At 67.0% G+C, this 25985-nt stretch carries 24 protein-coding genes; 11 read left to right on the top strand and 13 right to left on the bottom strand.

All coding sequences use genetic code 11. From position 1 onward, the window contains the following. Window positions 1–44 precede the first annotated feature (44 nt). On the top strand, window positions 45–476 hold the full coding sequence (locus G6N32_RS06205; protein WP_115316749.1) for a MarR family winged helix-turn-helix transcriptional regulator: 432 nt from the start codon (window positions 45–47) through the stop codon (window positions 474–476). Continuing rightward, complete coding sequence (locus G6N32_RS06200) at window positions 473–2065, top strand: phospho-sugar mutase (protein WP_115316750.1); 1593 nt, start codon at window positions 473–475, stop codon at window positions 2063–2065. Before G6N32_RS06205 ends, G6N32_RS06200 begins: the two co-directional genes overlap by 4 nt. On the opposite strand, the gene upp is transcribed toward G6N32_RS06200, so the two are convergent. Together upp and G6N32_RS06190 are read right to left on the bottom strand one after the other, a co-directional pair. Further along, window positions 2066–2689, bottom strand: a complete 624-nt coding sequence (gene upp, locus G6N32_RS06195) for a uracil phosphoribosyltransferase (RefSeq protein ID WP_115316751.1) — start codon at window positions 2687–2689, stop codon at window positions 2066–2068. It lies immediately after the preceding gene. 20 nt (window positions 2690–2709) lie between these two features. Continuing rightward, a complete protein-coding gene (locus tag G6N32_RS06190) occupies window positions 2710–3282 on the bottom strand; it encodes a YdcF family protein (protein WP_115316752.1) in 573 nt (190 codons plus the stop codon). 44 nt (window positions 3283–3326) lie between these two features. Here G6N32_RS06190 and satS point away from each other — a divergent pair, with 44 nt between their 5' ends. Beyond that, on the top strand, window positions 3327–4598 hold the full coding sequence (gene satS, locus G6N32_RS06185) for a protein export chaperone SatS (RefSeq protein ID WP_115316753.1): 1272 nt from the start codon (window positions 3327–3329) through the stop codon (window positions 4596–4598). Here satS and G6N32_RS06180 read toward each other — a convergent pair whose 3' ends face one another. Then, window positions 4599–6059: a PE-PPE domain-containing protein gene (locus G6N32_RS06180; protein ID WP_115316754.1), complete on the bottom strand. Its 1461-nt coding sequence runs from the start codon at window positions 6057–6059 to the stop codon at window positions 4599–4601. A gap of 259 nt (window positions 6060–6318) precedes the next feature. Between G6N32_RS06180 and G6N32_RS06175 the strand changes: the two genes are divergently transcribed. From G6N32_RS06175 to G6N32_RS06165, 3 genes are all read left to right on the top strand, one after another. Then, on the top strand, window positions 6319–6921 hold the full coding sequence (locus G6N32_RS06175) for a class I SAM-dependent methyltransferase (RefSeq protein WP_115316755.1): 603 nt from the start codon (window positions 6319–6321) through the stop codon (window positions 6919–6921). A gap of 72 nt (window positions 6922–6993) precedes the next feature. Continuing rightward, a complete protein-coding gene (locus tag G6N32_RS06170; protein ID WP_163789156.1) occupies window positions 6994–7839 on the top strand; it encodes a phytanoyl-CoA dioxygenase family protein in 846 nt (281 codons plus the stop codon). After that, on the top strand, window positions 7836–8837 hold the full coding sequence (locus G6N32_RS06165; RefSeq protein ID WP_163789154.1) for a Gfo/Idh/MocA family oxidoreductase: 1002 nt from the start codon (window positions 7836–7838) through the stop codon (window positions 8835–8837). Before G6N32_RS06170 ends, G6N32_RS06165 begins: the two co-directional genes overlap by 4 nt. Here G6N32_RS06165 and G6N32_RS06160 read toward each other — a convergent pair. The 4 genes from G6N32_RS06160 to G6N32_RS06145 all read right to left on the bottom strand — a co-directional run bounded on the left by G6N32_RS06160 (window position 8834) and on the right by G6N32_RS06145 (window position 14996). Further along, window positions 8834–11992 (bottom strand): MMPL/RND family transporter, encoded by a 3159-nt coding sequence (locus tag G6N32_RS06160; RefSeq protein ID WP_115316757.1) that lies wholly within the window; start codon window positions 11990–11992, stop codon window positions 8834–8836. The two genes, G6N32_RS06165 and G6N32_RS06160, sit on opposite strands and share 4 nt — an antisense overlap. Window positions 11993–12178: 186 nt before the next feature. Continuing rightward, window positions 12179–13267, bottom strand: a complete 1089-nt coding sequence (locus G6N32_RS06155; protein WP_115316758.1) for an adenosine deaminase — start codon at window positions 13265–13267, stop codon at window positions 12179–12181. Then, entirely contained in the window at window positions 13264–14586 is a 1323-nt protein-coding gene (locus tag G6N32_RS06150) for a thymidine phosphorylase (protein ID WP_115316759.1), read from the bottom strand. Before G6N32_RS06150 ends, G6N32_RS06155 begins: the two co-directional genes overlap by 4 nt. Continuing rightward, the gene (locus G6N32_RS06145; protein ID WP_115316760.1) at window positions 14583–14996 is read right to left on the bottom strand and encodes a cytidine deaminase; all 414 of its coding nucleotides are present in this window, start codon (window positions 14994–14996) and stop codon (window positions 14583–14585) included. Before G6N32_RS06145 ends, G6N32_RS06150 begins: the two co-directional genes overlap by 4 nt. Before the next feature lie 182 nt (window positions 14997–15178). Between G6N32_RS06145 and sdhC the strand changes: the two genes are divergently transcribed. From sdhC to G6N32_RS06120, 5 genes are all read left to right on the top strand, one after another. Further along, the gene (gene sdhC / locus G6N32_RS06140) at window positions 15179–15601 is read left to right on the top strand and encodes a succinate dehydrogenase, cytochrome b556 subunit (RefSeq protein WP_081845012.1); all 423 of its coding nucleotides are present in this window, start codon (window positions 15179–15181) and stop codon (window positions 15599–15601) included. Between the two features lie 17 nt (window positions 15602–15618). After that, complete coding sequence (locus tag G6N32_RS06135; RefSeq protein WP_172507247.1) at window positions 15619–16059, top strand: succinate dehydrogenase hydrophobic membrane anchor subunit; 441 nt, start codon at window positions 15619–15621, stop codon at window positions 16057–16059. Between the two features lie 18 nt (window positions 16060–16077). After that, the gene (sdhA, locus tag G6N32_RS06130; protein WP_115316761.1) at window positions 16078–17832 is read left to right on the top strand and encodes a succinate dehydrogenase flavoprotein subunit; all 1755 of its coding nucleotides are present in this window, start codon (window positions 16078–16080) and stop codon (window positions 17830–17832) included. Continuing rightward, complete coding sequence (locus G6N32_RS06125) at window positions 17832–18602, top strand: succinate dehydrogenase iron-sulfur subunit (RefSeq protein ID WP_115316762.1); 771 nt, start codon at window positions 17832–17834, stop codon at window positions 18600–18602. Before sdhA ends, G6N32_RS06125 begins: the two co-directional genes overlap by 1 nt. Before the next feature lie 81 nt (window positions 18603–18683). After that, window positions 18684–20771 carry a cellulase family glycosylhydrolase gene (locus G6N32_RS06120; RefSeq protein WP_115316763.1) on the top strand — a complete coding sequence of 696 codons (2088 nt, stop codon included), beginning with the start codon at window positions 18684–18686 and terminating at the stop codon, window positions 20769–20771. On the opposite strand, the gene fadD1 is transcribed toward G6N32_RS06120, so the two are convergent. Genes fadD1 through G6N32_RS06090 form a run of 6 tightly spaced genes read right to left on the bottom strand, consistent with a single transcriptional unit; the run spans window position 20768 to window position 25985 of the window. Then, window positions 20768–22342, bottom strand: coding sequence for a fatty-acid--CoA ligase FadD1 (gene fadD1, locus G6N32_RS06115; RefSeq protein ID WP_115316764.1), 1575 nt, complete (start codon window positions 22340–22342; stop codon window positions 20768–20770). The two genes, G6N32_RS06120 and fadD1, sit on opposite strands and share 4 nt — an antisense overlap. Then, a complete protein-coding gene (locus G6N32_RS06110; RefSeq protein ID WP_115316765.1) occupies window positions 22339–22752 on the bottom strand; it encodes a Zn-ribbon domain-containing OB-fold protein in 414 nt (137 codons plus the stop codon). The genes fadD1 and G6N32_RS06110 overlap by 4 nt, the downstream gene beginning before the upstream one ends. Next, complete coding sequence (locus G6N32_RS06105) at window positions 22752–23951, bottom strand: thiolase family protein (RefSeq protein ID WP_197935813.1); 1200 nt, start codon at window positions 23949–23951, stop codon at window positions 22752–22754. Before G6N32_RS06105 ends, G6N32_RS06110 begins: the two co-directional genes overlap by 1 nt. Continuing rightward, window positions 23951–24388 (bottom strand): MaoC family dehydratase, encoded by a 438-nt coding sequence (locus tag G6N32_RS06100; RefSeq protein ID WP_115316766.1) that lies wholly within the window; start codon window positions 24386–24388, stop codon window positions 23951–23953. Before G6N32_RS06100 ends, G6N32_RS06105 begins: the two co-directional genes overlap by 1 nt. Continuing rightward, window positions 24385–24882: a MaoC family dehydratase gene (locus tag G6N32_RS06095; protein ID WP_232077524.1), complete on the bottom strand. Its 498-nt coding sequence runs from the start codon at window positions 24880–24882 to the stop codon at window positions 24385–24387. The genes G6N32_RS06100 and G6N32_RS06095 overlap by 4 nt, the downstream gene beginning before the upstream one ends. Then, window positions 24879–25985, bottom strand: coding sequence for an acyl-CoA dehydrogenase family protein (locus G6N32_RS06090; RefSeq protein ID WP_115316767.1), 1107 nt, complete (start codon window positions 25983–25985; stop codon window positions 24879–24881). The genes G6N32_RS06095 and G6N32_RS06090 overlap by 4 nt, the downstream gene beginning before the upstream one ends.

Genomic DNA, 25985 nt, shown 5'->3' with positions numbered 1-25985 from the left:
TTCACGCGATAAAACTCACTGACTAGCAAGGTATAACTTGGAATATGACCGTAAGCATCGCACCGTCGGAAGCGGCCACCGAGCTGCGCGAGGCCATGATGGCGCTGGCCCGTCAGCTTCGCAGGCACCGCCCCGACAACGGGCTGACGCTCAGCCAGCTCGAGCTTCTCGGCGATGTGAGCCGCGCGGGGGTGACGACGCCCGCCGAGATCGCCGCTCGCCTGCAGGTTCGGGTCCAGTCATTGACCGACAGCATCAACGAGCTCGAGTCGCGCGGACTGCTGTCTCGCCGCCCGGATGACGCCGATCGCCGCCGCCAGCTCGTCGAGCTCACCGATGACGGATTGGAGCTGCTGTTGCGCGACCGGGCCCAGCGCGACGCGTGGCTGCAGGACATGATGCGTAGCCGGCTCTCCGAGCTGGAGTTCAATCTGTTGATGCTCACCGCGCCGGTACTGCGCAAACTGGCCTCATGACTGAAGAGGACTGGATCGCCCACGATCCTGATCCGGTCACGGCGGCCGAGCTGGCCGCCCTGGATCCCGGCGAACGCGCTGCCCGGTTCGCGAAGCCGCTGACGTTCGGCACCGCAGGTCTGCGCGGCCCGGTACGCGGCGGCCCGGATTCGATGAACCTCGCCATCGTGGTGCGCGCCACCTGGGCGGTGAGCCGCGTGCTGACCGAGCGCGGCCTCGGCGGGTCCACCGTCGTGGTGGGCCGTGACGCGCGGCACGGATCGGTTCCGTTCGCCATCGCCGCCGCTGAAGTCTTTGCCGCTCAGGGATTTTCGGTGATCACCTGGGACCATCCGGTGCCGACCCCGGTCGTCGCGTTCGCGGTCCGGCACACCGGGGCCGCCGCGGGGGTGCAGATCACGGCCTCACACAATCCGCGGACCGACAACGGCTACAAGGTCTACTTCGACGGCGGGCTGCAGATCATCTCCCCCACCGACCGGGAGATCGAAGCGGCGATCACCACAGCGCCGCCCGCCGACCAGATCCCGCGGCGGCCCGTACACCCTGCCGACGACACGCTGATCGACGCATACGTCACCCGCGCGGCGATGGTGCGACGCGGCGACCACGGCAATCCGCGAGTGGCGTTGACGGCCCTGCACGGCGTCGGCGGTGAGCTCGCCATGCGCACTCTGCGCACTGCCGGATTCGGCGATGTGCACACGGTGGCAAGCCAATTCGCGCCCGACCCGGACTTCCCGACAGTCGCCTTTCCCAACCCCGAGGAGCCAGGCGCGGCGGATGCGCTGCTGCAGCTGGCCGACGAGATAGGCGCCGACATCGCCATCGCGCTGGATCCCGACGCCGACCGCTGCGCCGTCGGCATTCCCACGCCCGACGGCTGGCGAATGCTGTCCGGTGACGAAACAGGTTGGCTGCTCGGCGATTACATCCTGTCAACCCTCGACGCCACGGACGCCGCCACCAGCGTGGTGGCCAACAGTGTGGTGTCGTCCACGCTGCTCGGCAAGATCGCCGCCGACTACGGCGCCCGGCACGTCGTGACGCTGACCGGGTTCAAATGGCTTGCCCGCGCCGACGCCGAGCTGACCGGGTTCAGACTGGTGTACGCCTACGAGGAGGCCATCGGTCATTGCGTCGACCCGGCCGCGGTCCGGGACAAGGACGGCATCAGCGCCGCGGTGCTCGCCTGCGACTTGGTGGCGCACAGTGGCGCCCAGGGCATTTCGATAACCGATGCCCTCGACCGGCTGGCCCTGCGCCACGGCGTGCACACCACCGCGGCGTTGTCGCGACGGGTGGCCGACGCGGTCGAGGCGGCAGCGATGATGGACCGGCTGCGCGCCGACCCGCCCGCCGAGCTCGCGGGCTTTCCGGTCGGCGCCACCGTGGACGGCGACGCGGTGTTCCTCACCGGCGGCGATCAGCAGACCACGGTGCGGGTGGTGGTTCGCCCCTCGGGTACCGAGCCGAAAGTCAAGTGCTACACCGAAGTCGGCTTGGCCGTGGGTGCCGATCTGGCCAAGATCCGCGAGCGCGCGGCCGCGGTGCAGCAGCAGCTGCTGGCCACCGCGCAGAGCTGGTAGTCAGCGCGGCCCGAACTGGCGGTCACCGGCATCACCGAGACCGGGCACGATGTAGGCGACGTCGTTGAGACCGTCGTCGATGGTTGCGGTGAACAGGCGCGCAGCGGGGGCGACTTCTGCCACCGCCGCAATGCCTTCCGGTGCGCAGACCACACACACCAGGGTGATGTCGCGCGCGCCCCGCTGGTGCAGCAGCCCGATGGTGTGCGCCATCGAGCCGCCGGTCGCCAGCATCGGGTCCAGCACTATGACCGGTTGGGCGCTCAGGTCGTCGGGCAGCGACTCCAGGTACGGCGTCGGCTGATGCGTGGTCTCGTTCCGGGCCACCCCGACGAAACCCACCTTCGCTTCGGGGATCAGCGCGTGCGCCTGGTCGACCATCCCCAACCCGGCCCGCAGGACCGGAACCAGCAGCGGCGGGTAGGCCAGCCGTGACCCTGCCGTTTCGGCGATGGGAGTGCGAACGGTGATCTCGGCGCACGCCGCGTCCCGGGTGGCCTCGTAGACCAGCATGTGGGTCAGGTCGCGCAGCGCGGACCGGAAGGCCGCGTTGTCGGTGCGCTCGTCACGCAGAGTGGTCAGCCGCGCGCGGGCCAGCGGGTGGTCGATCACGCACACATCCATGCGCAGAGAGTAGAGGAGCCTCAGCCCGCATCGCAGCCCAGCAGAAGGGCTTTGACGAACCCTGCGTACTGGTAGCCGTACTCCGCGGCCCACCGCCACGGCGGGTAGTCGTAGGACCGCGGCACCGGACGCATCGTGACCTCACCGTCGAAGCACTGATGAAAGATGTAGCGGGCGCGCAGCATGTGGTAGTTCCACGACACCACGATCACATGGGTCCAGTTGTGTTCCTTGGCCAGCCGAGCTACGTACATCGCCTCGCCGCGCGTGGTGAACGGGTCGGGGATGAAACACAGGACGGTGATCGTCGCCGTGCTGGACGCGCACGCCTGCCGGAACTCCGACAGCTCGGCAGGCCGGTCGGAGTAGGCGTTGGACAGCAGCACGGTGCTGGCGTAACCCTGCCTGGCCAGGTTCAGACCGTACTCCCAGCGACCGTCGTTGTCGCCGCCGAGTACGACGATCGCGTCGGCTTTGGCCAGCGGGTCACCGTGCGGGCGGGTGAACAAGAAATACCCGGTGACGGCCAGGATGCCGGCGGCAGACACACCGACAGTCGCCAGAATCGCCACTGCGCGGCGCAGCCTCCCCACGGGGGGCAGGCTACCCGCCAGCAAGCGTCGTTAGGCTGTGCGGCATGGCTGAGCTCGTTCCGGTGCGCGTGGGCGTGACCGCTGGTGACCTGTACACGCTGTGGGCGCCCCGCTGGCGCGAAGGTGGTGACGAGTGGGAGGCGTTCCTCGGCAAGGACGATGACCTGTTCGCCTTCGAGTCGGTCGCAGACCTGGCCGCGTTCGTGCGCACCAACACCGACAACGACCTCACCGATCATCCTGCGTGGAAGGACCTGACCCAGGCGAACGCGCACAAGCTCCAGCCGGCGGCGGACCGCGAAGTCGACCTGGTGGTGGTCGAGGAGCTGCTGTCGGAGAAGCCCACCGAAGAAGCGGTGACCGCACTGGCCAACACGATGGCCGTCGTCTCCTCGATCGGTTCGGTGTGTGAGCTGCCCGCCGTGACCCGGTTCTTCAACGGCAACCCCAACCTCGGCCTGCTCTCGGGCGGCTACGAGCAGTTCAGCGGCAAGCCGGGGCTCAAGCGGTGGCGGGTCGTCGGTGACATCGTCGCCCGCGGCTGGGACAGCGTGCTGGCGGCGATCGACGACGTCATCACCGTGCCCGAGGTCGACGAACGGGCCGCCAAGCTGGCCGCCGACGAGCTCGAGGAGCCCTACGAAGAGGAGATCGACTCCTCGGCCGAGGCCGACGCCGAGATGGACGCCGACGATTCCGGTGACGACGAGTCGACCGCGGCGGAGGCCGACGAGCGGGCGCCGCAGGACGGCGTCGTGCTCGGCAGCCAGGAGGACTTCTGGGCCGAGGTCGGCATCGACCCGGTGCGCATCCAGGCCAGCTCGGGAACGTTCTACACGCTGCGCTGCTACTTCGACGACAGGCCGATCTTCCTCGGCCGTAACGGCCGGATCAGCGTCTTCACCTCCGAGCGCGCGCTGGCCCGCTACCTCGCCGACGAGCACGACCACGACCTGTCGGATTTGAGCACCTATGACGACATCCGCACCGCGGCCACCGACGGATCGCTGCGGGTCGACGTCACCGAGGACAACATCTACGTGCTGACCGGGCTGTCGGACGACATCGCCGACGGCCCTGACGCGCTCGACCACGACCAGCTGGAGCTGGCGGTCGAGCTGGTGCGCGATGTCGGTGAGTACTCCGAGGAGGAGACCGTCGACAAGCTGCTGGCCGAGGACCGGCCGCTGGGCAAGCTGGTCGACTATGTCCTGGATCCCGAGGAGAACTCCCGGCCGGCCGGCCCGTACACCGCCGCGGTCAAAGAGTGGGACGAGATCGAGCGCTTCGTCGAGTCGCGGCTGCGCCGCGAGTAGCTAGCTGCTGGAGCCTGCGCTCGCCTTCGCGCGCTTGGAGCCGCCGACGCCGTTGTTGTGCGAAGACGTCGAGGACGTCGAGGACTTGGTCGTCGTCGACTTGGATGACGACGTGTTCTTCGACGACGTGTCCTTGCCTCCGGTCGCCGCCGCGGCGGCGGTCTTCGTCGCCGTTGTGGTGTGCGGCTTGAGGCCACCCGTCGCCTTCTTGACCGTCGGCTCCGAGGCGGCCACCGCGGTCGTCTCAGTGGTTGCCGCCGCACTCGACGAATCCGAGGTGGTATCCGGGGTGGTGTAGGTGACGTCAGGACCGCCGACTCCGTAGGGCCCGGGCCGGGTCGTGCCGAACGGGCGCTTGCCGGTGAGGTCCTGAATGCCGTTGTCCCAGCCCGTGGGGATCGAGACGATCAGGTTGCGGGCGAACTTCACCGGATTCGGGAAATAGGTGACGTTCCACGACGTCGGCACGCCCGGGCTGGTGGTGCGGTCATAGGACGACTCGATGATCACCCGCAGCGGAGCGTCCAGGGTGTCGGCGAACGCGTGGCCGAGCGGCCCGAGCTTCTCCAGCGGCATCAGCAGCGGAAGGACCGGCGTGGAGATCAGGTAGTAGTGCGTGTCGCCGTACTGGCCCTGATCGATCACGCCCGGATCGGTGAGTGTGGTGTTGTCGTAGGTGCCGCCGAGATGCAGATAGTCGACGCCCATCATCGCGTTCGCGACGGCCAGCAGGTTCAGCGGGTTGACCGGGAAGTCCGACCAGCCGTCGTACTGCGCGGCGATGTCGGTCGTGTCGTATTGGGTGTCGGTCGGGGTGGATCCGTTGAACGTCGACCCGCCGAACGGCAGGCCGACCGGGATCGTGACGCCCTCGCGGCCGCGGGCGAGGAATCCACCGTTCGGACGGTTGCCGTTGGCGGTCAGCACGAAGCTGACGTCGGGGCCTTCACCGGGAGCGTATTCGGCTGCCAGCGCCCGCTTTTCGAGAGTCGAGATCGTCGAGCTCTGCGAGAACCCGTAGACCACGAATGTGTCGCCGGGAGCCGGCGCGACGGAACCCACCTGGTCGTTGTAGCTGCATGACGCCGTCGCCTTGATGCAGTTGTCGAGGTTCTCGCGGCCCAGCGCGACCGATTGATCGAACGTCAGGGTGCCGTTGTTCGGGGTGGACTGTTCCGGGGTGATCACGGCGACCGTGTTGTAGGGGCCACCAGGGACGCCGGTGCCCAGGGTCGACGCGGGCGCGACGTAATTGCCGACCGCGCTGGCCATGTAGTCCTGGACGAACTGATCGGTGTCCTCGTCCGGCGACAAGGAGTGCCCGGTTCCGCCCATCACGAGAACCGTTGCGCCACTTGCGAGGAGCTTGAGGGCCGCCGTCGATGTCGACAGCAATACCAAGGACAAGAATGCTGCCAGGGTGGCCACCGCCACCGCCGCGCTGCGAGCCGCTAGTCGCATACGGGTCACTCCCCTTATTGATCGCCCACGCCCCCCGACCAGGCGTGGGAGACTCTATCAGCAAACGCCGCATTGGGCACCAGGCTCCTGGCGTACGGGACACCGGCATAGGTGTCAGCGTGCGCACCTGCGGAATTTGACCGGCCGGAAATTTACTTCGGCGTCGGTTCTCCCGCAAACCACGTCCGGCTACCTGCAAGTGGGGTGCTAACCTTCGGAAAACCTGTCACGGCACGACAACAGTTGGGGTGAACATCCAGTGAGCCGCGTCCACATCCCGAAGTTGGGGATCATCGCCGCACTGCGGCAGAAGACCGACTACAAGCGGTGGGCCGACACGCGGAACCTCTACTCGGAGTGGGAGCCCCGGACCAAGCGGGCCGCCGAACTGATCCCGGCGGGCAGTCGCGTCATCGAGTTCGGCGCGGGCACCCGGGCCATCGAGAAGCACCTCGACCCGTCCTGCACCTACACACCGTCCGACCTCGTCGACCGCGGTCCGGGAACGATCGTCTGCGATCTCAACGAGCGGCCGCTGCCGAATCTGGGCAAGGACACCTACGACGTCGCCGTGATCATGGGCGTCCTGGAGTACCTGAAGGATGTGCCGTCGGTGCTCGACTGGCTGTCGACGTTCGTCCCGCGGGCCGTGATCTCCTACGGGTGCCCGGACAGCAACGATCAGTTCCGGCGCACCAAGCTCGGGTCCGTCGACCGGATCAGCCGGGGCTGGCTGAACAGCTACCTGGAAGAAGACATCCGGACGCTGTTCCGGGACCGCGGCTACACCAGCCTCCACGAGGAGAACTGGGCAAACGTCGACGGTTACCAACACAGGCTGTTTGTCTTCGCTCAACAGTGACCTACGGCCCTCGCAGCCAGCACCGATACCCTGTAGCGTGGGATCGCGGATTTCGCTGAGGAGGTATCACTGGTGACGTCGACACTGAGTGTGACGGACCTGCTGGCAAACGAGGGCATCGCCGATGTCACCGGGCTGTGGCCTGTCGAGCTGGTCGAAGACTGGAATCGCCGGCTTGATCCGATCTTCGCCGGGACCGACGGTGAGCGACGGTCGTACGCGAGTGCCGACGCCCTGGCCGAAACCGGGATCTTCGCCGAGCTGTTCAGCGAACCGGTGCGCCGGCTGATCGCCGGCATCCACCCGTCGGCCCTGCTGTATCACTGCCACAGCTACGAGATCGCCGCCAACCAGGGCCGGCCGCACATCCACCGCGACAAGCCGCTCGGCTGGCACCGAGACACCGAGACGATTCGGTCCTATACCCCCGACTTCCCGTCCTTCATCAGCATTTTCATCCTGCTGTCACCGGTCGGCGCCGACGACGGCGCGTTCGAGTTCTATCCGCACCGGCCCAACAACGGGATGCGCGCGGGCGGCGACGCGGTGCAGCTGATCGGCCCGGTCGGCACGGCCGCGATGTGGAACCGGTCCTACTTCCACCGCGCCTCGCCGAACCGCGGTTCGGTGCGCCGCCGCGTGCTGAAGATCTCGTTCCAGCCCGCCGGCCTGCCGAACGACCGGATCGGGCTGCCCGAGTTCACCGACGCCCGGGCGCACCTGAGCGATCCGGCGCTGCTGGCGCTGATCGACGCGAACCGGGTGGGCAGCACCACCCCGCTGGCCGACCGCGGGGAAATCCCGGCCGGCACCCCGCTGCCGCCGACGACGCGCAACGAGCTGTCCCGGGCCCAGGCGGCCTACATCCGCGCTCAGACCGTCGGTTTCCGTGCGCTGGCCGCCGCGGGCGTTGTGTGACGCAGCCCAGTAGCCGGCTGCGGGCGCTGGTCGTCGGTTCCGGATACCGAGTTCGCAACGCTTTCCTTCCTGCGTTGAGCCTGCTCGACTCCCACATCGACGTCGTCGGAGTCCACTCCCGCACCTTGGCGAACGCATCCCGCGCGGCCGAGCGCTGGGGTGTGCCGGCGATCGAGGATCCCCGGACACTACGACCCGGCGACATCGACCTTGCCCTGGTGTCGGTGACGGTGACCAACAACGTCGCGGTGCTGAAATCGCTGGCCCACCTGGCTCCCGGCGCCGCATTGGTCATCGACACCCCCGGCGTCGGACGTCTCGACGACCTCGCCCGGCTGGCCCAATTCCGCCGATGGTCGCCGATCCGGGTCGGGGAAGACTTCATGAACCTGCCGCAGTACCGCCTGGTCGGGGAGGCGATCCGGTCGGGTGCGCTGGGCGAGGTGAGCCGAGTCGCCATGTCGCAGATGGGTTATCGGTATCACGCGTTGGCACTGGTGCGGTCGTGGCTGGGATTGCTGCCGCCGAAATCGGCCCGCAGCAGGCGTGTGCAGGGTGGCGTGGACATCGAGTACCGATTCCGCGGCGGAAAGGTCGGCGAGGTCCACGAGCCATACCGGCAGTCCCAGGGATCCTTCTCCGTGACCGGCAGCACGACGACGCTGACCGGCGACCCGATGGGTCACCCGATCCCAGATGCCAAGGGCGCCAGCCTCCGTCGCGTCGAGGACGACAACGGCATCGCCGGGTTCGCCATCGATGGGCTGGAGAAGCCGCTGCACATCGACCTCCCTTATCAGGCGGCACTGCGCCAGATGAAACTCGAGGACGACTCGGAGTTCAACCTGTTGCGCATCGACGGTCTGGCTCAGGTGATCTCGTCGCTGTGGACCGACGACCCGGTGAACACCCGGTACCGGCTCGAAGATGCGGTCGCGGACAACCTGGTGAGCTGGGCGGCGCGGTTCATGCCCTGGGTACCCAACCCCCGGTTCTAGTCGTCCCGCGTCGCTCCGCCTTCGCCTTCCCAGGCGGTTTCGCTGTGAGTGTCTTCCTCGGCCGCCTCGATGTCCTGCGCGTCATGGTCGAGCACCGCGACGGGGGCGGTTACCGCAGCGCTCGCGGCGGCGCGCCGGGCGGCTTCGATCTTGACGCGCGGCGGTTTCGCCGGCCACCAGTTGGCGTCACCGACCAGCACGGCAGCCGCAGGCACGGTGAGCGTGCGCACCAGGAAGGTGTCCAGCAGCAGCCCGACGCCGATCACGAAGCCGATCTGCGCGGCGGTGAGCACGCTGCTGACGGTGAGGGCCATCATCGATGCCGCGAAGATCAGGCCCGCCGAGGTGATGACACCGCCGGTCGCTCCGACAGTGCGGATGACGGCCGAGCGCACACCGTACTTCGCCTCGTCGCGGATCCGGGATATCAACAGCAGGTTGTAGTCGGCGCCGACCGCGACAAGCACCATGAACGCGATTCCCGGCACGCCCCAAGCCAATTCCTGGCCGAGGATGAATTGGAACAGCACAACCCCGATGCCCAGCGCCGCGCCGTAGGACAGCACCACCGACAGCACCAGATACAGCGGCGCGACGATCGCACGCAACAGCACAACGAGAATCAGGAAGACCACGATCAGCGTCATGCACAGGATGTAGACGAAGTCGGAGTCGTAGAAGTCCCGGATGTTGGCGTTGATCGACGAGAAGCCCACCATCGAGATCTCGGAACCGGCGAGCTGCGTGTTGGGGGTGGCCGCGTTCGCGGTGTTGACGATCAGCTTGGTCTGATCCATCGCCTCGGTGCTGAACGGGTTCAGCGCCGTCTGGACCAGATAGCGGGCCGAGTGGCCGTCTTCGGAAACGAACAGCTTGGCCGCCTTCTTGAACTCCTCCATCGTCAACACCTGCGGTGGGATGTAGAACCCCGACATCGGCGGATCGGCAGCCTCCCGCTTCATCGCCAGCAGGAACGACGACGCCTGGTCCAGCCCCTGCCCCAGATTGCGGGTCTGGTCGACGAGGGTCTGAACACCCAGCGCGAGTTGACGACTCGAGTCGGCGAGCGTGTTGACGCCGGTGACCGCATCGTTGAGTTTCTTCTCGACCCCGCCGGGCTGGCCCACGCCGAGTGAGCGCGCGGCCGACGTCACTTTCTTGACGTTTTGGCTCAGGTCGTGGACGGCCTCGTCGAGCTTTTGCGATCCGTCGGTCTTGGAGAGTTCCCGAGCGAATTCCTCGATGGACTTGACGGCCGGGGTGTTGGCGACGTCGACGATCTTCTGCAGATCCGACCGTGAGTTGACGCAGGCGGGATCCGCGTCGCACACCGGAGAGACGTTGAGCGCGTTGAGCATCGGCGCAGCCCAATCGCCGATGCCCGTGACTCGCAGAATGGTCAGCCCCAATGAATCGCCCAGCGAGCGCATGCTGGTCACCAGCGACGCGGTCTTGTCGATCTGGTCCAGGGTCTTGGCTCCGCCGTACTTCTGCGACATGGCGTCCAGCGCACTGGTGAGCCCGCGCACGCTGGCGATCGATCCCACGACCTGGGTGCGGATCTGGCCGAGAACGTCGGCCATCTTGCCGGCACCGCCGGAGAGCAAGGTGAGGTTGTCGTCGTTGGTGCTGATCAGGTTGGACGCATCACCGAGCTTGGTGCCGACTTCACCGGCCTGATAGGTGGTCTTGGCCTGCTCGAGAACCTCCCCGGTCGGGCGGGTGATGCCGCGCACCAGGTCGATGTCGGGCAGCTGCGCGATACGCGCGGCCATCTGCTCCATGTCCGCCAGCGCCTTGGGGGTGCGCAGGTCGTTGGGAGACTCGATGAACAGGAACTGCTGCAGGGTGCTGCTGATCGGGAAGTGCCGGTCCATCACCTCGTAGGCGTGGTTGCTGGCGGAGTCCTGCGGGAGGTTCTTGCGGTCGTCGTAGTTGAACTTCATCAGTGACGTCGTGGCGGCCAACCCACCCAGGATCAGCACGCTGGTCACCAACAACAGCACCGGACGCCGGACGATCATCACACCGGAGCGGCGCCACAGCCTGCCGGTGATGTCGCGGCGCTGTTTGACCCATCCCCGGCGGCCGGCAAGCACGATGAACGCCGGTAACAGGGTGATCGAGGCCAGGAACCCGACGACGATCGTCACCGTCAGGGCGGGCCCGACGGTGGAGAAGATGGCCAGCTTGGTGAACGACATCCCGAGGAACGTCAGCGCGACGGTGCCCGCCGAGCCGGCGATCACCTCGCCGATGGAGGCCAGCGCCTCGACCAGGGCATCGTCGGATGCCAGCCCGGTTTTTGTGAGCTCTTGATAGCGGCTGTAGAGGAAGACGCCGTAGTCGATGCCGGCACCCATGATCATGCCGGTCATCAGCATCATGGTCTGCGGGCCCAGCCCGAGCCCGAGTTCGCCGAGGCCGGCGACGGCCTGTTGGGCGACCACGAGGGATATGCCGATGGTGATCAGCGGCATCAGCATCGCGATCAGACTTCGATACACCAGCAGCAGGATGGTGAACACCAGCCCGACCGTGGCGATCTCGATCATGTGCTGATCGCGGGCGCCGATCGCGTTCATGTCCTCGATCGTCGAGGCGCCACCGACCACGTTGACCTGCAGCGAGGACCCTTTGGCCTGCTCGTTCGCGGTATCGATGACGTGGCGGTACGCCTCCTGACCCTCCGGGGTGCCCATGGTGCCCGTCATGCTGACCGGCAGGTTCCAGGCCTTGCCGTCCTTGCTGGTCATCACCTCTTTCAGCTCCGGGGTGCGCACGAAATCCTGGAGTGATGAGACGTTCTTGGCGTCGTCCTTGAGCTTGTCGACGATCCGCCGGTAGGCGTCCTCGTCGGCCGGGGTCAGCCCGTTCTCGTTGCTGAGGATGATGGCGGCGAAATTGCCCGCGTCAGCTTCGTGGAAGGCGTCCTGCATCTTCTTGACCGAGACGAGCACCGGCGCGTCTTTGGGCAGGAAGTCCGGCGGGTTACGGGCCGCGACGACGGCCAGTGGGGTGATGAGGGCCAGCAGAGCGCCGGCCAGCACGAGCCAAGCAGCGATCACGAGAAGAGGGTGGCGAACGATCACCCGACCCAAGCCCGTGAGGAGCTTATGTGGTGACACGCCCCTCAAAACGGCGCGCTTGGACATCACACCAAGTTACATCGCACTGGTAGGCGCAGACGTATCACGAGGTGGCGGGACAATTCGTGGCGGATGCCGGTCCGCAAATCGGATCGTACGCCCGGTTGGCGGACTTCGCCCGGCACGCGGGCCGCCATGCCGCCATGGAGCAAACAAGGAGGAGCCCGTCATGTGCCTCACATCTAGGTCGCCTCAGCCGATCAAGACCGCATAGCGCGGTTTGATCACCTCGTCGATGATGGCCAGTCGCTCATCGAAGTGGATGAACGCCGATTTCATCGCATTGATGGTGAACCGCTCCAGGTCGCTCCATCCGTAGCCGAACGCATCGACCAGCCGGGCCATCTCCTGGCTCATGGTGGTGTCGCTCATCAGGCGGTTGTCGGTGTTGACGGTGACGCGGAACCGCAGGCGTGCGAGCAGGTCGAACGGATGGCCGGCGATGCTCGCCACCGCACCGGTCTGGACGTTGGAACTCGGGCACAGCTCGAGCGGGATTCGCTTGTCGCGCAGGATCGCGGCCAGCGGGCCCAGCCGCGCTGTCCCGTCCGGGCCCACCTCGATGTCGTCGACGATGCGCACACCGTGGCCGAGCCGGTCGGCGCCGCAGTAGGCCAGCGCCTCGTGGATCGACGGCAGCCCGAACGCCTCACCGGCGTGAATCGTGAAGCGCGCGTTGTTGCTTCGCATGTACTCGAACGCGTCGAGGTGCCGGGTGGGCGGGTAGCCGGCCTCCGCACCGGCGATGTCGAACCCGACCACCCCCTTGTCACGGAACCGGATCGCCAGCGCCGCGATCTCCCGCGATCGCGCGGCGTGGCGCATCGCGGTCACGAGGCAGCGCACCACGATCGGCCGGCCCGCGGCCGCGGCGGCCTTCTCCCCGTCGGCGAAGCCGGACAGCACCGCGTCGACCACCGCGTCGAGGGACAACCCGCCGTCGATGTGCAGTTCCGGGGCGAACCGCACCTCGGCGTACACCACGTTGTCGGCTGCCAGATCCTCCACGCATTCGAACGCCACCCGATGTAAGGACTCCGGGGTCTGCATGACGGCGACGGTGTGGGCGAAGGGTTCGAGGTAGCGCACCAGCGACCCGCTGTGCGCTGCGGTGCGGAAAAACTCGGCCAGTCCGGCCTCGTCGGTGGCAGGCAGGTCGTCGTACCCGATCTGGCCGGCGATATCGAGGACGGTGCCCGGGCGCAGACCCCCGTCGAGGTGGTCGTGCAACAGCGCCTTGGGTGCTCGGCCGATCATCTCCGGCGTCAGCGGTGTGGTCATCGGGAGATCCGATCGATGATGAGCGGGCGTGGGTTCGGCGGGCAGGAGCGCAGCGACCCGGGAAGAGATTTCGGGGGGACATCGACGACGGAGAAGGCACCGTCCAGTTCGCCCATCGCGGCGGGGATCCGCTCCGGGGTGTCGGTATAGAGGGTGAACAGCGGCTCGCCTGCGCTCACCGGCTCCCCGGGTCTGCGGTGGATGCGTATGCCGGCGCCGAATTGCACAGGCTGGCCCGGGGCGGCCCGGCCCGCGCCGAGTCGCCAGACGGCAAGCCCCATCGCCAATGCGTCGATGTCACCCATTGTGCCGCCTCGCGGTGCCGGCACGGTCTCGGAATGGGCACCGATCGGAAGCTGTGCGTGAACGTCGCCGCCCTGTGCGGTGACCAGGGCGCGAAAATGATCCATCGCGGTGCCGTCGTGCAAGGTCTGCGCCGGATCGCGGCCGTCGATCCCGGCCAGAGCCAGCATCTCCCGCGCCAGCCGGACCGTCAGCTCCACGACGTCGTCGGGGCCGCCGCCGGCCAGCACCTCGAGTGACTCGGCGACCTCCAGGGCATTGCCGACCGTACGGCCGAGTGGGATGTCCATATCGGTCAGGACGGCGACGGTCGGCACCCCGTGGGCCAGGCCCAGCTCCACCATGGTGGCCGCCAGTTCCCTCGACTCGGCTTCCGTTTTCAGGAAGGCACCGCGGCCGACCTTGACGTCGAGCACCAGCGCGTCGGCGCCTTCGGCCAGCTTCTTGCTCATCACCGAACTGGCGATCAACGGCAGTGACTCCACCGTGCCGGTGACATCGCGCAGCGCGTAGATCTTGCGGTCCGCCGGCGCCAGCTCCCCGGCGGCGAAGATCGCCGCACCGATCTCGGACAACTGCTGGCGCACTTGGGCTTTGGAGATCTCGGCGGTGAACCCCGGGATCGACTCCAGTTTGTCCAGGGTGCCGCCGGTGTGCCCGAGTCCCCGGCCTGCGGCCTGCGGAACCGCCGCACCGCAGGCCGCGACAACGGGCACCAGCGGAATGGTGATCTTGTCGCCGACGCCACCGGTGGAATGCTTGTCGACCGTCGGGCGGCCGAGGTCGCTGAAGTCCAGGCGCTCACCGGAGGCGATCATCGCCGACGTCCACCGGGAGATCTCGCCGCGATCCATCCCGCGCAGGAAGATCGCCATCAGTAGCGCCGACATCTGTTCGTCGGCGACCCTGCCGTGGGTGTAGGAGTCGATCACCCAGTCGACGGCCTCATCACTGAGCCGGCCGCCGTCACGTTTGACCCGGATGACCGTCGGAGCATCGAATGTGAACTGCGTCACGGCTTTTCCCGTTCCACCCGGGCGAGGTCATCAGGGCCGAACGCGTCGGGCAACAGCTCGGCCAGCCGGCGCGGCCCCTCCGCGTGATCGATGAGCACGTCGGGCCCGCCGTGCTCGAGAAGCAACTGACGACAACGCCCGCACGGCATCAGGGCGGCCCCGGTGGCGTCGACGACCGCCACGGCCAGCAGCCGTCCGCCACCGGTGGAAACCAGTGCGCAGACCACCGCGCACTCGGCACAGAGACCTAGGCCATATGAGACATTCTCCACATTGCAGCCGGTGACCACGCGACCGTCATCGACCAGGGCCGCAGCCCCGACCGGGAACCCGGAATACGGCGCATAGGCGCGAGCAGCAACCTCGATTGCTTTGTCGCGCAGCGACTTCCATTGAATTTCAGTGGTCATGCGTCGCGCACCACACCCGTACTGAATGCATTCACCAACCGCCTCGCCCCGCTCGTCACCCACCGCGCCACCGGCCGAATAGGCCGAAAAGCCGCATCTTGTCCCTGCACCGTAATTCTTTCGACCGTACAAACGGAGTTAGAGTCCAATCCATAACGCAACGATGGTGTTGGAGGCGCTGAATGAGTACAGCGGCACCGGTCGTGCCGGCCCCGCGGGACAAGTCGACGCGGCGACGGCGCACCCTTTACCGCGGTGACCCCGGAATGTGGTCGTGGGTGCTGCATCGCATCACCGGCACCACGATCTTCTTCTTCCTCTTCGTCCACGTCCTGGACACCGCGCTGGTACGGGTCAGCCCGCAGGCCTACAACGAAGTCGTCGAGACCTACAAGACGCCGATCATCGGCCTGATGGAGATCGGCCTGGTGGCCGCGCTGCTGTATCACGCACTCAACGGCGTGCGGATCATCCTGATCGACTTCTGGTGGAAGGGCCCCCGCTATCAGCGCCAGATGCTGTGGGGTGTGGCCGCGGTCTGGCTGCTGGTGATGGTGCCTTCCCTGGTGATCATCGGCATGCACATGGCGGAGCGGTTCCTGTGAGCGCGCCCGAGAGCCGGCTGGGACCGCCCGCTCCGATTCTGGAACGCAGCCACGACCGCCCGGCCGGGCTGGACAACCCGCGCACCCCGCGCCGGCGGTCCGGCATGCCGAACTTCGAGAAGTACGCCTGGCTGTTCATGCGGTTCTCCGGCGTCGTCCTGATCTTCCTGGCGCTGGGCCACCTGTTCATCGGGCTGATGTGGGACGGCGGCGTCTACCGGATCGACTTCAACTACGTCGCTCAGCGCTGGGCCTCGCCGTTCTGGCAGACCTGGGACCTGCTGCTGCTGTGGCTGGCTCAGCTGCACGGCGGCAACGGGATCCGCACGATCATCGGCGACTACGCCCGCAAGGACTCCACCAAGTTCTGGCTGAACTCCCTGCTGGTGATCTCGATGCTCATCACGTTGGTGGTGGGCACCTACGTCCTGCTCACCTTCAATCCCAACATCTCCTAGAAGCACTTCGAGGCGAAAATGATTACCGAACACCGCTACGACGTGGTCATCGTCGGGGCAGGCGGGGCCGGCATGCGCGCCGCAGTCGAGGCCGGCCCTCGGGCGAGGACCGCGGTGCTGACCAAGCTGTACCCCACCCGATCGCACACCGGCGCCGCCCAGGGTGGCATGTGCGCGGCGCTGGCCAATGTCGAAGAGGACAACTGGGAGTGGCACACCTTCGACACGGTCAAGGGCGGCGACTACCTCGCCGACCAGGACGCCGTCGAGATCATGTGCAAGGAAGCCATCGACGCGGTGCTCGATCTCGAGAAGATGGGCATGCCGTTCAACCGCACCCCCGAGGGCCGCATCGATCAGCGCCGGTTCGGCGGCCACACCCGCGATCACGGCAAGGCTCCGGTGCGCCGGGCGTGCTATGCCGCCGACCGCACCGGCCACATGATCCTGCAGACGCTGTACCAAAACTGCGTCAAGCATGATGTCGAGTTCTTCAACGAGTTCTACGCCCTCGACCTGGTGTTGACCGAGACCCCCAGCGGCCCGGTGGCCAGCGGTGTGGTGGCATACGAACTCGCCACCGGCGACATCCACGTTTTCCACGCCAAGGCCGTCGTATTCGCCACCGGCGGCTCGGGCCGGATGTACAAGACCACCTCCAACGCGCACACGCTGACCGGCGACGGCCTGGGCATCGTCTTCCGCAAGGGACTCCCCTTGGAGGACATGGAGTTTCACCAGTTCCACCCGACGGGCCTGGCCGGCTTGGGGATCCTCATCTCCGAAGCCGTCCGCGGCGAGGGCGGCCGGCTGCTCAATGGCGAAGGCGAACGCTTCATGGAGCGCTACGCCCCCACCATCGTCGACCTGGCGCCACGCGACATCGTCGCCCGCTCGATGGTTCTCGAGGTGCTGGAGGGCCGCGGCGCCGGGCCGCACAAGGACTACGTCTACATCGACGTCCGCCACCTGGGCGCGGATGTGCTGGAAGCCAAGCTGCCCGACATCACCGAGTTCGCCCGCACCTACCTCGGCGTGGATCCGGTCAAGGAACTGGTGCCGGTCTACCCCACCTGCCACTACGTGATGGGCGGCATCCCGACCACGATCACCGGACAGGTGTTGCGGGACAACAACACCACGGTGCCCGGCCTCTACGCCGCTGGCGAATGCGCGTGTGTGTCGGTGCACGGCGCGAACCGCCTGGGCACCAACTCGCTGCTGGACATCAACGTGTTCGGCCGTCGCGCCGGGATCTCGGCCGCGAACTACGCCCTCGGCCACGATTTCGTCGACCTGCCCGAGCAGCCGGCCGGCATGGTGGTGAACTGGGTTTCGGACATCCTGAGCGAGCACGGCAATGAGCGGGTGGCCGACATCCGCAGTGCGCTGCAGCAGTCGATGGACAACAACGCCGCGGTGTTCCGCACCGAGGAAACCCTCAAGCAGGCACTCACCGACATCCACTCCCTCAAGGAGCGCTACGCCCGAATCAGCGTGCACGACAAGGGAAAGCGGTACAACAGCGATCTGCTCGAGGCCATCGAGCTGGGTTTCCTGCTCGAGCTGGCGGAGGTCACGGTCGTCGGCGCGTTGAACCGCAAGGAGTCCCGCGGCGGCCACGCCCGGGAGGACTACCCCAACCGCGACGACACCAACTACATGCGGCACACGATGGCCTATAAGGACGGAACCGAGTTGCTCAGCGACATCCGGCTGGACTACAAGCCCGTTGTGCAGACCCGTTACGAGCCGATGGAGCGCAAGTATTAATGACGATCGCACCCGACGTTAAAGAGCCCGCGCTGCCGCCGATTCCCGACGGGGCGGTGATGGTGACGCTCAAGATCGCGCGGTTCAACCCGGAGGATCCCGACAGCGCCGGCTACCAGAGTTTCCGGGTGCCCTGTCTGCCGAGTGATCGTCTGCTGAACCTGCTGATCTACGTGAAGAGCTACCTGGACGGCACGCTCACCTTCCGCCGCTCCTGCGCGCACGGGGTGTGCGGGTCGGACGCGATGCGGATCAACGGAGTCAACCGGCTGGCCTGCAAGGTGCTGATGCGCGACCTCCTACCGAAGAAGGACAAGCCGCTGACCATCACCATCGAGCCGATCCGCGGCCTGGCCGTGGAGAAGGACTTGGTGGTCAACATGGAGCCGTTCTTCGACGCCTACCGCGCGGTCAAGCCGTACCTGATCACGTCGGGGAATGCGCCCACCCGGGAACGCATTCAGAGCCCCACCGACCGGGCCCGCTACGACGACACCACCAAGTGCATCCTGTGCGCGTGCTGCACCACCAGCTGCCCGGTGTACTGGAGCGAGGGGTCGTACTTCGGGCCTGCCGCAATCGTGAACGCGCACCGGTTCATCTTCGACAGCCGCGACGAGGGCGCCGCCGAGCGTCTGGACATCCTCAACGATGTCGACGGCGTCTGGCGCTGCCGCACCACGTTCAATTGCACCGATGCCTGCCCGCGCGGCATCGAGGTCACGAAGGCCATCCAGGAGGTCAAGCGCGCGCTGATGTTCGCGCGCTGATCGTCCGTAACCAATTCGAGCCTTGCCCGCGGGGCCACCGCGCGCGCAGAATGGCAGTTCGCTCCGAGTCGGGGGGGACTCATGTCATCGGCGATCGGGTGGGGCCGCACCGGCGGCTTGGCGGTTGCCGTTGGCGCCTGCCTTGCGCTGAGTTGCCCCGCTGTGGCCGCCGCGGATTCGCACGACTCCAGCAGTTCGTCACACAGCGTCGGCCACGCCAAACCCAAAAGTGGTGTCGCCTCGCCGGCCCGCAATCGCATATCCGCTAAAGCGCCGAACGCCGCCAGGCCCCAGCCCGCAATCGCCGCGCGCACACCGAACCCCGTCGAATCGGTGGTCTCGGCGTTCCTGGGCGCACTGACCTTCGCGCGTCGCGAGTTCGAGCACACGCTTTTCAACAAGGTGCCGACGATCGGTTACGACCCGACCAAGAACAGCCTCACCACAGGCAATGCCATCACCGGCAACATCGGCGCGACGGATCCCGAGAACGACCCGTTGGCCTACAAGATCAAGCAGCAGCCGGCGTCGGGAACGGTCACCATCGACGCCCACGGCACCTTCGTCTACACGCCCGGTGCCCCGATGCAGCCCGGGGACACCGCCCAGTTCGTCGTCGCCGTCATCGACCGCGGAATGGGGCTGCACGGCATCCGCTCGCTGCTCTCGCCACAGACCGCCGGCACCACCATCGCCACCATCACCGTCGCGGCCATCGCTGCCGCACCACCGCAGCTGAGCATCTCCGATGCCACCGCGACTGAGCCCGGGCCCCGGGTCGGCGCGGGCTTCTGGCACACCAGCGGCAACCAAATCCTGGACGCGGCAGGCAATCCGGTGCAGATCGCCGGCGTCAACTGGTTCGGCTTCGAAGGTTATAACGGTGCCCCGGACGGCCTTTGGGTCCGCAACTACAAAGACATGATGGACCAGATGGTCGACGAGGGGTTCAACACTATCCGGCTGCCCTACTCGCAGGATGTCTTGCATGGCCAGATTCCAGGCAACAGCATCGATTTCACGCTCAATCCCGATCTGCAAGGTCTCACGTCGATCCAGGTGATGGACAAGGTCATCGACTATGCGGGCGAGATCGGACTCAAAGTCATTCTCGACCATCATCGCAACGACGCCGGCGTCAGCACCACCGCCAACGGACTCTGGTACGACGACAAATACAGCGAGACGGACTGGGTCAACGACTGGGTGACGCTTGCCAAGCGCTACGCCAACAACCCGACCGTGATCGGCGTCGACCTGCACAACGAGCCCTACAACGGCACGTGGGGTGGCGGTGGCGCCGACGACTGGGCCCGCGCCGCCGAACGAGCCGGCAACGCGATCCTCGCCGTCAACCCCGACCTGTTGATCATTGTTGAGGGCATCGGTGTATACGACGACCAATACTATTGGTATGGCGGCAATCTGATGGGCGTCAAGGATCGCCCGATCGTGCTCAACGTGCCCAACCGCGTGGTGTACTCACCGCACGACTACCCGAACTCGTTCTACCCCCAGCCCTGGTTCGCCGGCGCCGATTTCGGCGCCGGCCTGCCCGGCGTCTTCAACAAGGCCTGGGGCTATATCTACGCGGACGGGATCGCCCCGATCTACCTCGGCGAGTTCGGCACCAGCCTGACCGATCCCAAGGACCTCATTTGGTTCGAGGCGATCACCTCATACCTGTCCGGCGATTTCGACAACAACGGAACCATCGACATCCCCGCCGGCGCCAAGGGCATGGGCTGGACGTACTGGGCATGGAATGCCAATTCCGTTGTCACCAGCGGCATTCTGTCCGATGACTGGACCACCGTCGATCCGGCCAAGAGGGTCTACCTCAAGCCGATCGAATTTCGGCTCGGCAGCCCCACAGCCACTTCCGCCGCCACGTTCACCGTGACGCTCAGCGCTGCATCAGACCAGACCGTCACCGTGCATTACGCCACCTCGGGCGGGACGGCCACCGCGGGCAGCGACTTCCTCGACGCCGCGGGAACGGTGACGTTCCTCCCCGGCGAGACGAGCAAAACGGTTGCGGTGACGGTGCTCGGTGATTCGGCGCCAGAGAACACCGAGACGTTCACCGTCGTGCTGTCCAGTCCGGCCAACGCCACGTTGGCGAATGCCGTCGGCGTCGGCACCATCGTGGATCACACCACGGTCTAGCCGACCGCCCGGTAGCTGGTCGAACGAGCGGCCCGCTCCCACAACACGCCGCCGTCTGCGGTCACGCCTGCGGCGCTCAGTTCCCGCTTGAGGATCTTGTTGGTGGCGGTCTGCGGCAGGTCGTCGTTGATGCGGACGAATCTCGGCCACGCCTTGGGCGACAGGTCGGGCTGGGCGCCCAGAAACTCCTCGAACTGCGCGGGCGTCAGCGATTCACCCTGGCGCAGAACAACTGCCGCCATCACCTGATCGCCCACCCGCTCGTCGGGCACGGCGTACACCGCGACCTGGTTGAGTTGCGGCAGTCGCAGCATGATCCGTTCGATCGGCGCGGCGGCCATGTTCTCCCCATCGACCCGCATCCAGTCCGACGTCCGGCCGGCGAGATAGATCCAGCCGTCGGCGTCGCGGTAGGCGAGGTCACCAGTCCAGTACATGCCGTGCCGAAGCCGCTCGGAGGTGGCCGCCGGATCGTTGTAATAGCCGGTGAACGGCCCGGAGCCGGTGGTGTTCACCAACTCCCCCACCGCCTCGTCGGCATTGACGAGGGCGCCATTGTCGTCGAAAACCGCGGTGGCACACTCGGTCACGGTATCGGGATCATAGATCGACACCCCACCCCAGCCTTTGCCGATCGAGCCGGGCGGAGTGCCGTCCTCGCGCACCACAACGACGGCGAACTCGCTGGAGCCGAATCCGTCGATGATGCGGCAGCCGAAACGCCGTGAGAATTCGGTGATATCGCGTTCGGTGGCCTCGTTGCCGTACATGATGCGCAGCGGGTTGTCGGCGTCGTCGGGCTGCTCGGGGGTGGCCAGCACCAGCGCCAGCGGCTTACCGACGTAGTTCATGAACGTCACGCCGTAGCGGCGTAGGTCCGGCAGCAACCGTGACACCGAGAACTTCACCGGCACCATGGCCGCTCCGGCGGTGACCGCGACCGAGAACCCGACGGCCACCCCGTTGGAGTGGAACAGCGGCATCGCGAGGTAGCACACGTCCTCGGCGGTGATGTCCATCTGAGCCACCAGGCTCAGACCGCACATCACGCTCATCGTGTGGACGAACGGCACCGCCTTGGGGTTGCCGCTGGTGCCGGAGGTGAAGATCATCATGAATGGGTCGGTTCCGGCGACCTCATGCGGCACAAGCGGTTTCGCTCTTCCGACGGCTTCGCAGTAGTGCGGGCCTGCCACGTTCAGCACGGCGACGCCCGCGAGATCCAGTCCGTCGATCAGCCCGGCATGATCATCATCGACCAGCAACAGCTGGCAATCCGAGCGCGTGATGTCCGACACCAGGCCCTCGCCGCGGCGGGTGGTGTTGATGCCGCACAGCACATAGCCGCCGAGCGCTGCGGCCGCCATCGCCCGCAGGTAGGCCGGCGAATTCGTCATCAGCGCACCGACATGCATCGGCCGGGCCGGATCCATGCGAGCAAGCAGGGCAGAGGCCTCCGCTGCGGCGTCGGCCAGGTATTCGCGCCAGGTCCAGGTGCGTTCCGGTGAGATCACGGCAACGGACTCGTCGTTCGTCCGGGTGCGCAAGAGCTTTTGGACGGTGTCGATCATGCGCCGGCCGGGCGGTAGCGCAGCAGCGTCATCCCGGTGCCGGGCAGGTCACAGAACACCGGGGTGACACGCATCCCGATCCGGATGTTCTCGGGCTCGACATCGACCAACTCTGTCGAGAACCGCGGCCCGGCATCCCACTGCACGACGGCGGGAACCTGCGGCAGCGCGTCAGCCCACGGCGGACCGGTCGGGCGGCGGGCCACCGTGTAGGTATACAACGTTGCCGCACCGTCGATCTCGCGCCACTGGAGGTCGTCGGCCAGCGTGCCCGGGGCGAGGGTGCGCGGGTAGAACACGTAGCGGCCGGCCGACGGCGAATACTGCACCAGGATCCGGTGCTCAGCCAGCGCATCCCAGAACGGCTGCGACACCGGCGTGGGTTCGGGGACGGGCATCGGCTCGGCCATCAGTCGCCTCCCAACACCAATGCCACCTGCTCGCTCATGATCCCGCCGGTCCCGGCGACGAACGCGGTGTTGGCGTCACGCACCTGCGCCGCCGCCGAGCGGCCCATCAACTGGCGGGCGGCGTCGACCACGTGGTGCATGCCCCCCGACATGCCGGCCTGCCCGTAGGACAGTTGCCCGCCCGCGGTGTTGAGTGGGAAGTCGCCGCGGAACGTGAGGTCGCGGTCCTTGATCCACGCCATGCCGTGGCCCTTCGGACAGAATCCGGCGTCCTCCAAGGTCATCAGCACCGTGATCGTGTAACAGTCGTAGACCGACGCGATGTCGACGTCGGCCGGTGTGAGCCCCGCCATCGCGAACGCGCGCTGCGCCGAACGGGCGATCGGGGTGACCATCGGATCCTGCGCGTACGTCGTGGTCTTGAACGAGATGTGTTCACCGAAACCCTTGATCCACACCGGACGATGACGGCTTTTCCGGGCTACATCGGCGTTGGCGATCAGCACCCCGGTGCCGCCGTGGACAGGCATGACGATCTCCAACATGCGGATCGGATCGGCGATCATCGGGCTCGCGAGCACGTCCGCCTCGGTGAGGGGCTTGCCGTGGAACACCGCGCCGGGATGCGCACAGGCGTTGGTGCGCTGGTCCACCACGATCTTGGCCAACGCCGACGGGTCGTAGCCGTACTGCGCGCCGTAGCGCTGGGCGATCTGGGCGAACGGGGCATTCTGCCCGACGTTGCCGTACGGGATCTCGTATTCGGCCTGCGGCGATCCGAAGTTGTTGCTCGACGCCCCAAACCAGCTCGGTGCGACCGGCTCACGCCGAACCGATCGCGGCAGGGCGCGCGACCCCGGCAACACGGCCAGCACCGCGTCGCACAGCCCGAGCTCGACGGCGACGGCGGCGCGCCACACCATCGCGGCCGAGGTGGCACCGCCCAGGTCCACTCGCTCACCGAAATCGATGGGCAGACCGAGGTATTCACTCAGGGTCGCAGGCACGAACATGTCGGATTCGGCCAGGCCGTGCGAGATCAGCCCGTTGACCACGCTCGCGTCCAGCCCGGCGTCGTCCAGTACCAGCTTCGTCAGAGCCGCGTATTGGTCGAGGGTGAACAGTCCTGGCCCGACCGGCTTGCGTTCGGCGGGCAGTTCGGCGATGCCGACGATCGCCGCCTCACCGGCCAGCTTCATCAGCAATCTCCAAGGCGTCGAGGCAGTTCCACGGTGGCGGTGCCGGGCATCAGGATGTCGGCGTCGCGTCTGCCTGCGATGTCCAGGTCGACCAGTCCACGGTTCGCCTCGATCCGCGTCGCGGTGACCGTGCCCCCGAAGGTCAGCGGCTGTCCGGGGAAGGCCACCCCGCGGTTCTGCACCGAGTAGTTCACCAGCCGGCCGCGGCCGCCGATCCAGTCGGTGATCGCACGGGCCAGCAGCGCGGCCTGCAGCGGTCCCTGCACCAGGACGTCGTCGTAACCCTCTCTGTCGCGAGCCCACTGCTTGTCGTAGTGGATGCGGTGGCCGTTGTAGGTGGCGGCGCTGAAGAAGAACATCTGGGTCTCGTCGACGGTGACGGTGAGCTCCGGTATCCGATCGCCCGGCTCGACGTCGTCGAAGAACAATTGACTCATGGGCGCGCGATCATCGACGTGGACGCCTCGGCGACCAGCTCGCCGTGCTGGTTGCGGTAGACGGTGTGCCAGGTGACCAGAACGAATCGTCCTGAGCGGCCTTCCTTTTCCACGACGGATTCGATGGTGCGGACCATCTCGATCTCGTCGCGGTGATAGGCGGGCAGGTGGAACGTGGTGCTCTCGCCGCCGGCCATCCGTCGCGGAGCCTTCGGAAAGGCCAGACTGCCTGACACAGCGCCGGACGATCCGTCCGGGCGGAGGCCGGCCAGCGGGCTGACGCCGAGGATGGCGTATTGCAGGTACAGCGGGGGGCAGATCACGTCGCGGTAGCCGTTGGCACGGGCGTGATCGGGGTCGAACCACAGCGGGTTGTCGTCACCGACTGCGGCGGCCCAGCGTTGCCAATCCCGCCGGATCACCTCGCCGGTGGCGGTGGCCGCGACGGTGCCGACACGCGCCGCCGTCTCCGGGTCGATCAAACTCTTGGTCACCGGCCGTCCTTGCGCCGCAACCGGTCACCGACGGCCGCGCGGCTGACCTCGTCCTCATCCAGCCAACCTGCCGCGATGTCGGCGCCACCGCCCAGCGTCGAGAGCACCCGGGCCCGTTCCGACCACAGGTAGAGGTCGGTCTCCACGACGTACCCCATCCCGCCGTGCAACTGGTGGGCGTCGAGGGTGGCCCACTTGGCCGCCGTGGCGGACTGGATGCGGGCGATCGCGGTTTCCCGAACGGCGCTGCGGCCGTGGCTGATCGCGGCTATCGCGGACTGTGCCGCCAGCCGGGCCGCCGCCAGCCCGATGTGCATGTCGGCCACGATGTGCTGGGCGGCCTGGAAGGAGGCGATCGGCCGGCCGAACTGGTGGCGCACGGTCGTGTAGCGCACGGTGCGTTCGAGCACCGCCTCGCCGACGCCGACGAGATCGAGCGCCGTCAACGCCATCGCCGCGTTGGCGGTACGACGGAGGTCGTCGCGGCCCAGCGCCGCGCCGTCATTGAGGACATCGTCGACGGGCACATCGTCGAAGCGCAGCACCGAGGCGCGGTGACCGCCCATCAACGCCAGCGGCCGCAGCGTCACGCCGTCGTTGTGCAGCCGGACGACGAACCCGACGGTGTTGCCGGACCGGTCGAATCCGGACACGACGACGATGTCGGCGGTGTCCGCGTCGTTCACGAAATCGGCTGTGCCGGTGAGGCGCCACGTGCCGTCACGGTCCTGATCGGCGCGCATGGTGGCGGTCACATCGGCTGCGTCATTCGGATTCCACAGCGCTGTGGTGGCGGCGATCCGCCCGGCGGTCAGGTCGGGCAGCCACGTGACGCAGGACTTCTCACCGCCGAGGATGTGCAGGGCGTGTGCGGCGATGGCGGTGCTGTGCACGCGCATCGGGCACAGAGCCCGGCCCGCCTCGCGGGCGAAGATCCCGAGATCCGAGAGGGATCCACCGGACCCGCCGTACGCTTCGGGCAGTCCCAGCCCCATCACTCCGGCCGTGGCGAGGTCGCCCCACAGATCGGCGCGGCCGGCGGCCAGCAGACCGCGCAGACTGGCTTCCAGATCGCGATCATCTTGCGAGGGAACGAGTTTCAT

It is taken from the genome of Mycolicibacterium aichiense, assembly GCF_010726245.1.
GTDB classification, from domain to species: Bacteria; Actinomycetota; Actinomycetes; order Mycobacteriales; family Mycobacteriaceae; genus Mycobacterium; species Mycobacterium aichiense.
Note: the sequence above shows the minus strand (reverse complement) of the source record. Positions and strands in the feature narration are given on the sequence as shown.